Below are 14,635 nucleotides of genomic sequence, written 5' to 3'. Positions count from 1 at the left end.
TCAGGCGGCGCTGCCGCCGAACTCACGCTCCAAGGATGCGATCTGGTTGGAGCCAAGACCCCGGACACGGCGGCTCTCGGAGATACCGAGACGCTCCATGATCTGCTTGGCGCGGACCTTGCCCACGCCGGGCAGGGACTCGAGAAGGGCGGAGACCTTCATCTTGCCGATGACGTCGTTCTCCTGGCCCTGCTTGATGACCTCGTGGAGCGAGGCGCCGGAGTGCTTGAGTCGATTCTTGACCTCGGCCCGCTCCCGGCGAGCCGCGGCGGCCTTTTCGAGCGCGGCTGCGCGCTGTTCAGGGGTAAGGGGCGGAAGAGCCACGCCTACGTCACCTCGGATGTCGATCTGTCGGATACGGACCGGTGAGGAACCTGGTGGCACCACACCTGGTGAGCAACGAACAACGAGTGCTCGTTGGCTCTCGACGGAGACTAGCGGCCAAGGCCGCCTCAGTCAGCGAGAACAGCGGAAAAGTCCTGGTCAGCCTCAACTGACCCGGACATTTCGGCCATAACAACCCGGAATTCTGGTCAGAATTCCGTCAACAGGCTGTTACGTGGCATGGTCAGCTTTCCGAGACGGCCGTACGGACCTCGTCCGCGAACCGTCCGGCGGCTTCGCGCAGCCCTGACGCGTCCGGCCCGTGGCGGAGCACGCCCCGGCTCACGCTCGGCACCACGTTGCCCACCGAGGCGCCGAACACGCCGGGCAGATCCGCGGGGGTCGCGCCCTGGGCGCCGATGCCGGGAGCGAGCAGCGGCCCGTTGATCGCCAGATCCACACCCGCGTCCCCGAGCGTGGCACCGACCACCGCGCCGATGGAGCCGAGCGGCGCCGCCCCCGCGTTCTCGGCGGCCATGTGGTCGAGCATCACCTGGGCCAGCGGCCGCCCGTCCGCGGCGGTGGCCCGCTGGACCTCCGCGCCCTCCGGGTTGGAGGTGAGGGCGAGCACGAAGACTCCCGCGCCGGAGATCTCGGCGGCCTCCAGCGCGGGGCGCAGCGAACCGAAGCCGAGGTACGGCGAGACGGTGACCGCGTCGGAGAAGAGCGGCGAGTCCTTGTCGAGGTAGGTGGCCGCGTAGGCCCCCATGGTCGATCCGATGTCACCGCGCTTGGCGTCCATCAGCACGAGTGCCCCCGCCGCGCGGGCCTCTTCGACGGCCTTCTCCAGGACGGCGATCCCGCGCGATCCGAAGCGCTCGAAGAACGCGGACTGCGGTTTGAGCACGGCGACCCGGTCGGCCAGTGCCTCGACGACCGTGCGGGTGAAACGCTCCAGGCCCGCGACGTCGTCGTTCAGGCCCCAGGAGGTGAGCAGGGAGGAGTGCGGGTCGATGCCGACGCAGAGCGGCCCGCGGGTGTCCATGGCGTGGCGCAGCCGCGCGCCGAAGGGTTCAAGGGTCACTGCATGACCTTCCGTGTCTCGGCGCCGACGGCTTCCGCGAGGGTGGCGTACGGGGATGCGGCCAGGCGGGCGGCCAGGCCCTTGTGGACCGCGCGGGCGTAGAACGGGCCCTCGTAGATGAAGGCGCTGTAGCCCTGGACGAGCGTGGCACCGGCCAGGATGCGCTGCCAGGCATCCTCGGCGTTCTCGATGCCCCCGACGCCCACCAGGGTGATCCGGGTCCCCACACGGGCGTACAGGCGGCTCAGGACCTCCAGGGAGCGCTCCTTGAGGGGCGCGCCGGAGAGTCCGCCGGTCTCCTTGACCAGGGACGCGTCCGACCTCAGGCCGAGACCCTCGCGGGCGATGGTGGTGTTGGTGGCGATGATGCCGTCCAGACCCAGCTCGACGGCGAGGTCGGCGACGGCGTCGACGTCCTCGTCCGCGAGGTCCGGGGCGATCTTGACGAGCAGCGGGACCCGCCGGCCGGTGACGGTGCGGTCGGCGGCCTCGCGCACGGCGGTGAGCAGCGGGCGGAGCGCCTCGGTGGCCTGGAGGTTGCGCAGTCCGGGCGTGTTGGGCGAGGAGACGTTCACGACGAGGTAGTCGGCGTGGGCGGCCAGCCGCTCGGTGGACTTCACGTAGTCGCCCACGGCCTCGTCCTCGGGGACGACCTTGGTCTTGCCGATGTTGACACCGACGGTCGTACGGAAGACCGGGGTGCGGGCGGCGAGGCGCTCGGCCACGGCCGCCGAGCCCTCGTTGTTGAAGCCCATGCGGTTGATCAGCGCCCGGTCCGCGACGAGGCGGAACAGCCGCTTCTTCGGGTTGCCGGGCTGCGGCTCGCCGGTGACCGTGCCGATCTCGATGTGGTCGAAGCCGAGCATGGACATGCCGTCGATGGCGATCGCGTTCTTGTCGAAGCCGGCGGCGAGCCCGAACGGGCCGTGCATCCGCAGGCCGAGGGCCTCGGTGCGCAGCTCCTCGTGGCGGGGGGCGAGCGCGGCGGCGACGAAGGTGCGCAGGACCGGGGTGCGGGCGGCGAGGCGGATCCAGCGGAAGGCGAGGTGATGCGCCTGCTCCGGGTCCATCCGCTTGAAGACCAGCTGGAAGAAGAGTTTGTACATCACGGTGTCCTCATGAAGAGGGGGACACCGTTTCCGGTGTCCCCCTGCTGGGCTTCCTAGTCGCGGGCCGCGGTCAGATGTTCCGCGTGTTCCTGGAGGGAACGTACGCCGACGCCGCCGTGGTTCAGCGCGTCGATGCCCTGGACGGCGGCGGCGAGCGCCTGGACCGTGGTGAGGCACGGCACGGACCGGGCCACGGCCGCGGTGCGGATCTCGTAGCCGTCGAGCCGGCCGCCGGTTCCGTACGGGGTGTTGACGATGAGGTCGACCTCACCGTCGTGGATCAGCTGGACGATGGTCTTCTCGCCGTCGGGGCCCTCGCCCTCGGAGAGCTTGCGCACGACCGTTGCGTTGATCCCGTTGCGCTTGAGGACCTCGGCCGTGCCGGAGGTGGCCATCAGCTCGAAGCCGTGGGCGACCAGTTCCCGGGCCGGGAAGATCATCGTGCGCTTGTCGCGGTTGGCGACCGAGATGAAGGCCCGGCCCTTGGTGGGCAGCGGTCCGTAGGCGCCGGCCTGTGACTTGGCGTACGCCGTGCCGAAGACGGAGTCGATGCCCATGACCTCGCCGGTGGAGCGCATCTCCGGGCCGAGGACCGTGTCGACGCCGCGGCCCTGGATGTCGCGGAAGCGCGACCACGGCATGACGGCCTCCTTGACGGAGATCGGCGCGTCGAGCGGCAGGGTCCCGCCGTCACCGTGCTTCGGCAGCAGACCCTCCTCGCGCAGCTCCGCGACGGTCGCGCCCAGCGAGATGCGGGCGGCGGCCTTCGCGAGCGGGACCGCGGTCGCCTTCGACGTGAAGGGCACGGTCCGCGAGGCGCGCGGGTTGGCTTCGAGGACGTAGAGGATGTCGCCGGAGAGCGCGAACTGGATGTTGATCAGCCCGCGGACGCCGACGCCCTTGGCGATGCCCTCGGTGGAGGTCCGCAGCCGCTTGATGTCGTAGCCGCCGAGCGTGATCGGGGGCAGCGCGCAGGCGGAGTCGCCGGAGTGGATACCGGCCTCCTCGATGTGCTCCATGACGCCGCCGAGGTAGAGCTCGGTGCCGTCGTAGAGCGCGTCGACGTCGATCTCGATCGCGTCGTCGAGGAAGCGGTCGACCAGGACCGGCCGGGTGGGGCTGATCTCGGTGGACTCGGAGATGTAGGAGGACAGCCGGGTCTCGTCGTAGACGATCTCCATGCCGCGTCCGCCGAGCACGTACGACGGGCGCACGAGGACGGGGTAGCCGATCTCGTCGGCGATGGCCTTGGCCTCGGAGAAGGTGGTGGCGGTGCCGTGCTTCGGGGCCGGCAGTCCGGCCTCGGCGAGCACCCGGCCGAAGGCGCCGCGGTCCTCGGCGGCGTGGATGGCCTCGGGGGACGTCCCCACGACCGGCACGCCGTTGTCCTTGAGCGCCTGCGCCAGGCCCAGCGGGGTCTGGCCGCCGAGCTGCACGATGACACCGGCGATCGGGCCGGCCAGCGACTCGGCGTGCACGATCTCCAGGACGTCCTCGAGGGTGAGCGGCTCGAAGTAGAGCCGGTCGGAGGTGTCGTAGTCCGTGGAGACGGTCTCCGGGTTGCAGTTGACCATCACCGTCTCGTAGCCCGCGTCGCTCAGGGCGAAGGAGGCGTGGACGCAGGAGTAGTCGAACTCGATGCCCTGGCCGATGCGGTTCGGGCCGGAGCCGAGGATGATCACCGCGGGCTTTGCGCGCGGCGCGACCTCGCTCTCCTCGTCGTAGGAGGAGTAGAAGTACGGCGTCTTCGCGGCGAACTCGGCGGCACAGGTGTCGACCGTCTTGTAGACCGGGCGGATCCCCAGCGCGTGCCGGACCTCCCGCACGACGTCCTCGCGCAGGCCGCGGATCTCGCCGATCTGCGTGTCGGAGAAGCCGTGCCGCTTGGCCTCGGCGAGGAGGTCGGTGTCGAGGCGCTCGGCGGCGGCCAGCTCGTCGGCGATCTCCTTGATCAGGAAGAGCTGGTCGACGAACCAGGGGTCGATCTTCGTGGCGTCGAAGACCTCTTCCTGGGTGGCGCCGGCGCGGATCGCCTGCATCACGGTGTTGATGCGGCCGTCGGTGGGGCGGACGGCCTCGGCGAGCAGCTCGTCCTTGTCGCCGGGCTCCCCGGTGAAGGCGAACTGCGAGCCCTTCTTCTCCAGGGAGCGCAGGGCCTTCTGGAGGGCCTCGGTGAAGTTACGGCCGATCGCCATGGCCTCGCCCACCGACTTCATGGTGGTGGTGAGGGTGGAGTCGGCGGACGGGAACTTCTCGAAGGCGAAGCGCGGGGCCTTGACGACGACGTAGTCGAGGGTCGGCTCGAAGGAGGCCGGCGTCTTCTCGGTGATGTCGTTGGGGATCTCGTCGAGCGTGTAGCCGACGGCCAGCTTGGCGGCGATCTTGGCGATCGGGAAGCCGGTGGCCTTCGAGGCGAGCGCCGAGGAGCGGGAGACGCGCGGGTTCATCTCGATCACGATGATCCGGCCGTCGACCGGGTCGATCGCGAACTGGATGTTGCAGCCGCCGGTGTCGACGCCGACCTCGCGGATGATCGCGATGCCGATGTCACGCAGCCGCTGGTACTCACGGTCGGTGAGCGTCATCGAGGGGGCGACGGTGATCGAGTCACCGGTGTGGACGCCCATCGGGTCGAAGTTCTCGATGGAGCAGACGACCACGACGTTGTCGTTCTTGTCGCGCATCAGCTCCAGCTCGTACTCCTTCCAGCCGAGGATGGACTCCTCCAGGAGCACCTCGGTGGTCGGCGAGAGCGTGAGGCCCTGTCCGGCGATGCGGCGCAGCTCCTCCTCGTCGTGGGCGAAGCCGGAGCCGGCGCCGCCCATGGTGAAGGAGGGGCGGACGACTACGGGGTAGCCGCCGAGGGTGTCGACGCCGGCGATGACGTCGTCCATCGTGTGGCAGATGACGGAGCGGGCGGACTCGCCGTAACCGATCTTCGCCTTGACGGCTTCGACGACTCCCTTGAAGAGGTCGCGGTCCTCGCCCTTGTTGATGGCCTCGACGTTGGCGCCGATGAGCTCGACGCCGTACTTCTCCAGGACACCGTTCTCGTGCATGGAGATCGCGGTGTTGAGCGCGGTCTGGCCGCCCAGGGTCGGGAGCAGCGTGTCGGGGCGCTCCTTGGCGATGATCTTCTCGACGAACTCGGGGGTGATCGGCTCGACGTACGTGGCGTCGGCGATCTCCGGGTCGGTCATGATCGTCGCCGGGTTGGAGTTCACCAGGATGACGCGCAGGCCCTCGGCCTTGAGCACGCGGCAGGCCTGGGTGCCGGAGTAGTCGAACTCGGCTGCCTGCCCGATGACGATCGGACCGGAGCCGATGACCAGGACGGACTGGATATCGGAGCGCTTAGGCACGCGGGCCCTCCATCAGGGTGACGAAACGGTCGAAGAGATACGCGGCGTCGTGCGGGCCCGCGGCTGCTTCGGGGTGGTACTGGACGCTGAAGGCCGGCTGGTCGAGCAGCTGGAGGCCTTCGACGACCTGGTCGTTCAGGCATACGTGGGAGACCTCGGCGCGGCCGAACGCCGTGTCCGAGACCTTGTCGAGGGGCGCGTCGACGGCGAAGCCGTGGTTGTGCGCGGTGACCTCGACCTTGCCGGTCGTGCGGTCCTGCACGGGCTGGTTGATGCCCCGGTGGCCGTACTTCAGCTTGTAGGTGCCGAAGCCGAGTGAGCGGCCCAGGATCTGGTTGCCGAAGCAGATGCCGAAGAGCGGGGTCTTCCGCTCCAGGACGCCCCGCATGAGGGCGACGGGGTGGTCGGCGGTGGACGGGTCGCCGGGGCCGTTGGAGAAGAAGACTCCGTCGGGCTTCACCGCGTACACCTCGTCGAGGGTGGCGGTGGCGGGCAGGACGTGCACCTCGATGCCGCGCTCGGCCATGCGGTTCGGGGTCATGCCCTTGATGCCGAGGTCGATCGCCGCGACCGTGAACTTCTTGGTGCCGACGGCGGGGACGACGTACGCCTCCTTGGTGGCGACCTCGGCCGCGAGGTCGGCTCCGCTCATCTCGGGGGCCTGGCGAACCTTGGCGAGCAGCACGCCCTCGTCCTGGACGGCGTTGCCGGAGAAGATGCCGACGCGCATCGCGCCGCGCTCCCGCAGATGGCGGGTGAGCGCGCGGGTGTCGATGCCGCTGATGCCGACGACGCCCTGGCTCGCGAGCTCCTCGTCCAGCGTCCGGCGGGAGCGCCAGTTCGAGGGCACGCGCGCGGGGTCGCGGACGACGTAGCCGGAGACCCAGATCCGCTTGGACTCGGGGTCCTCGTCGTTCACGCCGGTGTTGCCGACGTGCGGGGCGGTCATGACGACGACCTGGCGGTGGTACGAGGGGTCGGTCAGCGTCTCCTGGTATCCGGTCATGCCGGTGGAGAACACGGCCTCGCCGAAGGTCTCCCCCACGGCCCCGTAGGCGCGGCCGCGGAAGGAGCGGCCGTCCTCCAGCACGAGTACGGCGGGAGCCTTTCCGGCTCCCCGGGTGGAGATCGTCATCGTGCGGTGCCTTCCGTCGTGCTGGTGGTGGTGCTGGTGAGGTGGTCACCGGCTGGGCCGGTGAGGTGATTGACGGCGTCGACCCACGCCTGGTGCTCGGCCGCGTGGTCGGAGCGGAAGCCGGAGTCGATCAGCCGGTCGCCGTGCTCCCAGGTGATGACCAGGAGGCCGCCCTCGGGCAGGACCTTGCCGGCGAGCGCCTTGTCGAGCCTGGCCTCGCGCAGCGCGGCGGCCGGTACGAAGAAGTCGGCCGCCCCGGGGCGTACGACGTCCAGGCCCTGCGCGGTGAGGGTGAGCTCGACCCGGCTGCGGGTGCCGAGGCCGTGCGCCACGATCCGGTCGAGCCACTGCCCGGCGGTCGTCGAGGCGTGGTAGCGGCCGGTGAGCGTGAGCAGCTTCTCGCCGTCCGCGAACCCGTCGGGGGTGGTCGTGAGCTCGGGCAGGCCGGACTGCAGGCTCCCCCGCCACTTCCATCCCTGGCGCATCAGCCAGTAGACGAAGGCGATGAGGACGACCAGTCCGAGGACCCAGCTGATGCGGGCGGACCAGTCCGTCACTTCGGCCGACTTCTCTTCGGCGGCCAGCTGGTGGAGGGGGTTGAGTGATGTCACGCGAGCTTCCCGTCGACGACCGTGGCACGGCCCCGCAGGAAGGTGTGGGTCACTCGGCCGGGCAGCTCGCGACCCTCGTACGGAGTGTTGCGGCTGCGGGAGGCGAAGCCCGCGGGGTCCACAGCTCCACGGTATGCCGGATCGACCAGGGTGAGGTTGGCGGGCTCACCCGCCGAGACGGGCCGGCCGTGTCCTTCGAGCCTGCCGATGGCCGCAGGGCGGAACGACATGCGGTCGGCGACGCCCGCCCAGTCGAGGAGACCGGTGTCCACCATCGTCTGCTGGACCACGGAGAGCGCGGTCTCCAGGCCCACCATGCCCATGGCGGCGGCGGCCCACTCGCAGTCCTTGTCCTCGTGCGGGTGCGGCGCGTGGTCGGTGGCCACGCAGTCGATGGTGCCGTCGGCGAGGGCCTCGCGCAGGGCCATGACGTCGGCCTCGGTGCGCAGCGGCGGGTTCACCTTGTAGACCGGGTTGTAGGTCCGTACGAGTTCGTCGGTGAGGAGCAGGTGGTGCGGGGTGACCTCGGCGGTGACGTTCCAGCCCTTGGACTTGGCCCAGCGGATGATCTCCACGGAGCCGGCGGTCGACAGGTGGCAGATGTGGACCCGGGAGCCGACGTGGGCGGCGAGGAGGACGTCGCGCGCGATGATCGACTCCTCGGCGACGGCGGGCCAGCCGCCGAGGCCGAGCTCGGCCGAGACGACGCCCTCGTTCATCTGGGCGCCCTCGGTGAGGCGGGGCTCCTGGGCGTGCTGGGCGACGACACCGTCGAAGGCCTTCACGTACTCCAGCGCGCGGCGCATGATCACGGCGTCGTCGACGCACTTGCCGTCGTCGGAGAAGACCTTCACCCCGGCGGCGGAGTCGTGCATGGCGCCGAGCTCGGCGAGCTGCTTGCCCTCCAGGCCGACGGTGACGGCGCCGACGGGCTGCACGTCGCAGTAGCCGGACTCCCTGCCGAGCCGCCAGACCTGCTCGACGACGCCGGCGGTGTCGGCTACGGGGAAGGTGTTGGCCATGGCGTGGACGGCGGTGAAGCCGCCGACCGCGGCCGCCTTGGTGCCGGTGAGGACGGTCTCGGAGTCCTCGCGGCCGGGCTCGCGCAGGTGGGTGTGCAGGTCGACGAGGCCGGGCAGCAGGATCCGGCCTGCCGCCTCGATCACGGTGGCGTCGCCCGCCTCGATGCCGGTGCCGGTCTCCGCGACGGTCTCGCCGTCGATGAGGACGTCCAGCGGCTCGCCGCCGAGGACCTTCGCACCGCGGATCAGGATCTTGCTCATGGTTACTTGTTCTCCTCGGTACGGGCGGAGGCGGACGGCAGGGCGGTCTCGGAACCGCCCAGCAGCAGGTACAGGACGGCCATGCGGGTGGAGACGCCGTTCGCCACCTGCTCGACGGCGGTGCAGCGGTCGGAGTCCGCGACCTCGGCGGTGATCTCCATGCCGCGGACCATCGGGCCGGGGTGCATCACGATGGCGTGCTCCGGCATCTTGGCCATGCGCTCGCCGTCCAGGCCGTAACGGCGGGAGTACTCACGCTCGGTCGGGAAGTAGGCGGCGTTCATGCGTTCGCGCTGCACACGGAGCATCATCACCGCGTCCGACTTCGGCAGCACGTCGTCGAGCCGGTAGCTGACGTCGCAGGGCCACTGCTCGACGCCGACGGGCACGAGGGTGGGCGGGGCCACCAGGGTGACGTGCGCACCGAGCGTGTGCAGCAGGTGCACGTTGGAGCGGGCCACGCGGCTGTGCAGGATGTCGCCGACGATCGTGATCCGGCGGCCTTCGAGGTCGCGGCCGATGCCCGCGTCGGGGCCGACCAGTCGGCGGCGCATCGTGAACGCGTCGAGCAGTGCCTGGGTGGGGTGCTCGTGCGTGCCGTCACCCGCGTTGACGACGGCGCTGTCGATCCAGCCCGAGGTCGCGAGGCGGTACGGGGCTCCGGAGGCGCCGTGCCGGATGACGACGGCGTCGGCGCCCATGGCCTCCAGGGTCAGGGCGGTGTCCTTGAGCGACTCGCCCTTGGAGACGGACGAGCCCTTCGCGGAGAAGTTGATGACGTCGGCGGAGAGGCGCTTGGCCGCGGCCTCGAACGAGATCCGCGTCCGGGTCGAGTCCTCGAAGAAGAGGTTGACGACCGTTCGTCCACGCAGGGTGGGAAGCTTCTTGATCGGCCGGTCCGCGACCCTCGCCATCTCCTCGGCGGTGTCGAGGATCAGGACGGCGTCGTCGCGGGTGAGGTCTGCGGCCGAGATGAGGTGGCGGGGTGTCCGGGGGTTGTCCCCGGGAGGGCGCAGCATCTGGGAGTCTCCGTGAAGGGTGGAGGGATCAGGCAGGCGGGCGTGCGGAAGCGGCCGTGCGGCCTCTCGGGCGCACGGGACGGGACTCGGCTACTGCTCGCCTGCCGGGACGGTCTGCTTGACACCGAGCAGCACGGCGTCGCGGCCGTCCTCCTCGGCGAGCTGGACCTTGACCGTCTCCCGCAGCGACGTGGGGAGGTTCTTGCCGACGTAGTCGGCTCGGATCGGGAGCTCGCGGTGGCCCCGGTCGACGAGGACCGCGAGCTGTACGGCACGGGGCCGGCCGATGTCGCCGAGCGCGTCGAGTGCGGCGCGGATCGTGCGGCCGGAGAAGAGCACGTCGTCGACGAGCACGACGAGGCTGCCCTCGATGCCCTCACCGGGGATCTCGGTGCGTGCGAGAGCACGCGCCGGGCGCATCCGCAGATCGTCGCGGTACATCGTGATGTCGAGTGACCCGACCGGCGTCTTCCGGCCGGTGATCTCTTCGAGCTTTCCGGCGAGCCGACGGGCGAGGAAGACCCCCCGTGTCGGGATGCCGAGGAGCACCACGTCGTCGGCGCCCTTGGCGCGTTCGACGATCTCGTGGGCGATTCGGGTCAGTGCCCGGGCGATGTCGGGAGCCTCGAGAACGGGGCGTGCCGCATTGCCGGTCTGGTCATGCTGTGCGTCCATAAGAAACGGACCTCCTTCTCCGCCTCACTGGACGGACGTTAAAGGACGTCGAAATTGCGTCATCCACGTTACCAGGGCTTGTGCGAGGCCCTGGCCCCGCCCCCGGGAGGCCGCAGTCCGGACCTTTCGGCTTGACGCAGCCAAGTAACGCTGCGTAACCTCACAGTGAGTTACCAGCCACGCGGCCCAGCCGCAGAATGTTCCAGCGTCCGGGGAGCCTTATGTCCAGCGAATACGCAAAGCAGCTCGGGGCCAAGCTCCGCGCCATCCGCACCCAGCAAGGCCTCTCCCTCCACGGCGTGGAGGAGAAGTCGCAGGGCCGCTGGAAGGCCGTCGTGGTCGGTTCCTACGAGCGCGGCGACCGCGCCGTGACCGTTCAGCGCCTTGCCGAGCTGGCCGACTTCTACGGCGTGCCGGTGCAGGAGCTCCTGCCCGGTACGACTCCTGGCGGTGCCGCCGAGCCGCCGCCGAAGCTGGTTCTCGACCTCGAGCGCCTCGCCCACGTGCCGCCGGAGAAGGCCGGACCGCTGCAGCGTTACGCGGCGACGATCCAGAGCCAGCGCGGCGACTACAACGGCAAGGTGCTCTCCATCCGCCAGGACGACCTGCGCACCCTGGCCGTGATCTACGACCAGTCGCCGTCCGTGCTCACGGAACAGCTGATCAGCTGGGGCGTGCTGGACGCCGACGCGCGTCGCGCCGTGGCCCACGACGAGGGCTGACCACCAGCACCACCACGAAGAGTGTGCCGCCGGGCCGGCGGGGTCCCCAGGACCCCGCCGGCCCGGCGTTCTCATGTCCCGGTCCGTCCGCCGCGGGGCGGACACGCCGAAGGGCCCACGGTCGCGTGCGACCGTGGGCCCTTCGTTCGGCTTGTCGCCGCCGGAGGCTACTGCTCCCGGCGGAGATTCGGCTTGAGGTCCTTGAACCGGGCCAGCAGGCCGTTCACGAAGGTCGGGGAATCGTCCGTGGAGAACTCCTTGGCGAGCTGGACCGCCTCGTCGATCACCACGGCGTCCGGGGTCGAGTCCATCCAGATCAGCTCGTACGCCCCGAGCCGCAGGATGCTCCGGTCGACGACCGGCATGCGGTCGATCTCCCAGTCCACGGCATAGGTGACGATGAGGTCGTCGATCCGGTCCGCATACTGCGCGTACCCCTCGACCAGCTCCATCGTGAATTCACCGACCGGCGGCTGACGGTCGTCGGTCCGCGAGAGCCGTACCCAGTCCGCGAGGACCGTCTGCACGGACTCACCGCGCTGGTCGGCCTCGAAAAGGATCTGGAAGGCACGCTTGCGGGCCTTGTTCCGGGCAGCCACGGTTAGCTGTTCACCCGGCCGAGGTAGTCGCCCGTACGGGTGTCGACCTTGATCTTCTCGCCGGTGGTGATGAAGAGCGGGACACCGATCTCGTAACCGGTCTCCAGGGTGGCGGGCTTGGAGCCACCGGTGGAACGGTCGCCCTGGACGCCCGGGTCGGTGTGCTGGATGGTCAGCTCGACCGCGGCGGGCAGCTCGACGTAGAGCACCTCGCCCTCGTGCTGCGCCACGGAGGCGGTGAAGCCCTCGATCAGGAAGTTGGCGGCGTCGCCGACGGCCTTGCGGTCGACCATGAGCTGGTCGTACGTGTCCATGTCCATGAAGACGAAGTACTCGCCGTCCATGTACGAGAACTGCATGTCGCGGCGGTCGATGGTGGCCGTTTCGACCTTCACACCGGCGTTGAACGTCTTGTCGACGACCTTGCCGGAGAGCACGTTCTTGAGCTTGGTGCGCACGAAGGCGGGGCCCTTGCCGGGCTTGACGTGCTGGAACTCGACGACGGACCAGAGCTGGCCTCCGTCGAGCTTGAGCACCAGGCCGTTCTTGAGGTCGTTCGTGGAAGCCACGGTTGCGGAATCTCCTGGACTGAAGCTGGTGGACGACAAAGGATGCGCGCCCGGAGTCCTCCGCGAGGAGTTCCCCTAGAGCGCGAGCAGCTCCTTGGTCGTAATGGTGAGTAGCTCGGGTCCGCCGTCCGCCTCGGGGCGCACGACGAGCGTGTCATCGATCCGGACACCGCCCCGGCCCGGGAGGTGGACCCCCGGTTCGACGGTGACCGGCACACAAGCGTCCAGTTTACCCATGGCTGTCGGTGCCAACTGCGGGTCCTCGTCGATTTCGAGTCCGACCCCGTGCCCGGTGCTGGGCTGGAGGCAGTCCGCGTGACCCGCGGAGTCCAGGAGATGGCGGGCCGCGCGGTCCACGTCGCGGTAGGCGGCCCCGGGGGTGAGAGCCTCCCGTGCAGCCCTCTGAGCGGCGAAAACAAGGTCGTAGAGCTCGATCTGCCAGTCCGCGGGACTGGTCCCGATGACGAAGGTCCGGCCGATCTCGCAGCGGTAGCCGCGATAGTTCGCTCCCAGGCAGACGGAGAGGAAATCACCCTCCTCGACCCTGCGATCGGTGGGCCGGTGGCGGCCCAGACCGGAGTGGGGGCCTGTCCCCACCGAGGTGGCGAAGGCCGGGCCGTCGGCACCGTGGTCCACCAGGCGGCGCTCCAGCTCAAGGGCGAGGTGGCGTTCCGTGCGCCCCACCAGGATGGATTCGAGGAGTTCGCCCAGCGCCTGGTCGGTGATCTCCGCGGCGATCCGCAGACAGGCGATCTCCTCCTCGTCCTTCACGAGACGAAGCTGCTCCACCGTGCTGCCCAGGTCGCCGAGGCGCAGGCGTGGCGCGACGGAACTCATGGCGCGGTGGCGGGAGACCGTCAGGTCGTGTTCCTCGACCGACAGGGACTCGGCGTGCAGGCGGCCCGCGAGCTCGGCCGCCGTGACCACCGGGTCGCTGTCGGCGTCGGGGAGGACGGTCAGTCGCAGCCCCTCGTCGGGGCGCCCGTGGGCGGGGTCCCCGGTCGGCGCGCGGGGGGAGAGCAGGACATCCTCGCCGGGGCCGAGCAGCAGCACGGCGCCCGGCGGGGCCCCGCCCGCGAGATAGCGGACGTTGGCGGGGCGGGAGACCAGGGCGGCCGCGGATCCGGCGGCGGCGTACCGGTCACGCAGCTGCCCGCGTCGGACGGCGTACACCTCTGACATGTTCCCGAGCCTACGAGCGCGGGCCGGGCCCCGCCCGGTCAGCGCACCCGACCGGGGACCGCGCGGCCGCTACCAGGCCGGCGGGCTGGCTATGGAGCGGGCCAGGACGTCGTCGAGGACCCGGGCGGTCGTCTCGACGTCGTAGGTGGAGTTGTCGATGATCGGCAGGCCGGAGCCGTACCAGCCGGCCATGCGGCCGTGGATCCTGGCGACTTCCTCGTCGGAGAGCCTGCGGTTCCCGCTGCGTGCCGCGTTGCGCTCCAGGACGACCTCCAGGCCGGGCAGGAGGACCACGGGCAGCAGCCCAGGGCCCACGTGGCGCTTCCAGCCGCCCAGGCCCACGACGGGCCGGTCGGGGAAGACGGCGTCGTCGAGGATGCAGGAGATGCCGTTGGCCAGGAAATTACGGGCGGCGAAGCCGCAGGTGCGCCGGGCCAGGCGGTACTGCGCCTCGGAGTGGTCGTTCCACCCGGCCTGCGGGTCGGCGAAGCCGGAGCAGACCCATTCGCGGACGTCGTCCAGCGAGACGTGCGCGGTGGGGACCCGGCGGCGGCCCGCCCAGAGCTTGGCGACCGTGGTCTTGCCGGCTCCCGCGGGTCCGATCAGGAGCACGGCCAGGGTCGCGGCCCCGGTGCCCGCGTCGGCGGGCGGCGCGGGCAGCGGGACGGGACCGCCGGGCGGGAGCTGGATGTGCCCGGTGGTCTCCCGGGAGGGCGGCACCGGGGCGTGCTGGGGCGCAGGCGCAGGCGCCTGCGGCTGGGGCCCGGGGGCCATGGGAGGAGGAGGCGGCCCCGCCTGGCCGGGCTGGCCCGAGTGCTGGGCCTGGTGCGTCCACGGCCCGTTACCGGGACCCTGGGGCGGCGGCAGCGGAGCCCCCACTGCGTGCTGCATCCGGTGCCACTCCGTCTCGTGCAGGCAACTGGCGCTGGTCGACGGCAACCGTACCTCCCCCGGCCGCCAC

The 14,635-nt window shown here is 70.4% G+C and carries 14 protein-coding genes; 1 reads left to right on the top strand and 13 read right to left on the bottom strand.

The features are described 5' to 3' along the window. The 9 genes from ACIQM3_RS31660 to pyrR form a co-directional block, all read right to left on the bottom strand. The gene (locus ACIQM3_RS31660; RefSeq protein ID WP_014157387.1) at positions 1-324 is read right to left on the bottom strand and encodes an integration host factor; all 324 of its coding nucleotides are present in this window, start codon (positions 322-324) and stop codon (positions 1-3) included. A 244-nt stretch (positions 325-568) separates the two neighbouring features. Further along, positions 569-1,408: an orotidine-5'-phosphate decarboxylase gene (gene pyrF, locus ACIQM3_RS31655; protein ID WP_401630418.1), complete on the bottom strand. Its 840-nt coding sequence runs from the start codon at positions 1,406-1,408 to the stop codon at positions 569-571. Continuing rightward, positions 1,405-2,514 carry a quinone-dependent dihydroorotate dehydrogenase gene (locus tag ACIQM3_RS31650; RefSeq protein ID WP_401630416.1) on the bottom strand — a complete coding sequence of 370 codons (1,110 nt, stop codon included), beginning with the start codon at positions 2,512-2,514 and terminating at the stop codon, positions 1,405-1,407. Before ACIQM3_RS31650 ends, pyrF begins: the two co-directional genes overlap by 4 nt. 56 nt (positions 2,515-2,570) lie before the next feature. After that, the gene (gene carB / locus ACIQM3_RS31645) at positions 2,571-5,879 is read right to left on the bottom strand and encodes a carbamoyl-phosphate synthase large subunit (RefSeq protein WP_401630414.1); all 3,309 of its coding nucleotides are present in this window, start codon (positions 5,877-5,879) and stop codon (positions 2,571-2,573) included. After that, positions 5,872-7,014 carry a glutamine-hydrolyzing carbamoyl-phosphate synthase small subunit gene (gene carA, locus ACIQM3_RS31640; RefSeq protein ID WP_401630412.1) on the bottom strand — a complete coding sequence of 381 codons (1,143 nt, stop codon included), beginning with the start codon at positions 7,012-7,014 and terminating at the stop codon, positions 5,872-5,874. Before carA ends, carB begins: the two co-directional genes overlap by 8 nt. Next, entirely contained in the window at positions 7,011-7,625 is a 615-nt protein-coding gene (locus ACIQM3_RS31635; protein WP_401630410.1) for a hypothetical protein, read from the bottom strand. Before ACIQM3_RS31635 ends, carA begins: the two co-directional genes overlap by 4 nt. Beyond that, positions 7,622-8,908, bottom strand: a complete 1,287-nt coding sequence (locus ACIQM3_RS31630; RefSeq protein ID WP_401630408.1) for a dihydroorotase — start codon at positions 8,906-8,908, stop codon at positions 7,622-7,624. The genes ACIQM3_RS31635 and ACIQM3_RS31630 overlap by 4 nt, the downstream gene beginning before the upstream one ends. A 2-nt stretch (positions 8,909-8,910) precedes the next feature. Continuing rightward, positions 8,911-9,927 carry an aspartate carbamoyltransferase catalytic subunit gene (locus ACIQM3_RS31625; RefSeq protein WP_401630406.1) on the bottom strand — a complete coding sequence of 339 codons (1,017 nt, stop codon included), beginning with the start codon at positions 9,925-9,927 and terminating at the stop codon, positions 8,911-8,913. Positions 9,928-10,017: 90 nt separating this feature from the next. Continuing rightward, positions 10,018-10,602 (bottom strand): bifunctional pyr operon transcriptional regulator/uracil phosphoribosyltransferase PyrR, encoded by a 585-nt coding sequence (gene pyrR / locus ACIQM3_RS31620; RefSeq protein WP_401630405.1) that lies wholly within the window; start codon positions 10,600-10,602, stop codon positions 10,018-10,020. A 221-nt stretch (positions 10,603-10,823) separates the two neighbouring features. Here pyrR and bldD point away from each other — a divergent pair, with 221 nt between their 5' ends. Beyond that, the gene (gene bldD / locus ACIQM3_RS31615; protein ID WP_014157378.1) at positions 10,824-11,324 is read left to right on the top strand and encodes a transcriptional regulator BldD; all 501 of its coding nucleotides are present in this window, start codon (positions 10,824-10,826) and stop codon (positions 11,322-11,324) included. A 167-nt stretch (positions 11,325-11,491) separates the two neighbouring features. Here the strand turns inward: bldD and nusB are convergent, their stop codons facing one another. From nusB to ACIQM3_RS31595, 4 genes are all read right to left on the bottom strand, one after another. Then, positions 11,492-11,923, bottom strand: coding sequence for a transcription antitermination factor NusB (gene nusB, locus ACIQM3_RS31610; RefSeq protein WP_073751719.1), 432 nt, complete (start codon positions 11,921-11,923; stop codon positions 11,492-11,494). Positions 11,924-11,925: 2 nt separating this feature from the next. After that, on the bottom strand, positions 11,926-12,492 hold the full coding sequence (efp, locus tag ACIQM3_RS31605; protein ID WP_014044814.1) for an elongation factor P: 567 nt from the start codon (positions 12,490-12,492) through the stop codon (positions 11,926-11,928). Between the two features lie 75 nt (positions 12,493-12,567). Continuing rightward, entirely contained in the window at positions 12,568-13,674 is a 1,107-nt protein-coding gene (locus ACIQM3_RS31600; RefSeq protein ID WP_401630402.1) for a M24 family metallopeptidase, read from the bottom strand. 69 nt (positions 13,675-13,743) lie between these two features. Further along, positions 13,744-14,565 carry a Pro-rich N-terminal domain-containing protein gene (locus tag ACIQM3_RS31595; protein ID WP_401630400.1) on the bottom strand — a complete coding sequence of 274 codons (822 nt, stop codon included), beginning with the start codon at positions 14,563-14,565 and terminating at the stop codon, positions 13,744-13,746. Positions 14,566-14,635 lie beyond the last annotated feature (70 nt).

The sequence above is a fragment of the Streptomyces sp. NPDC091271 genome (genome assembly GCF_044757505.1).
Lineage (GTDB): Bacteria > Actinomycetota > Actinomycetes > Streptomycetales > Streptomycetaceae > Streptomyces.
The sequence above is the reverse complement of the archived record's forward strand: the minus strand, read 5'-3'. Positions and strand labels throughout refer to the sequence as shown.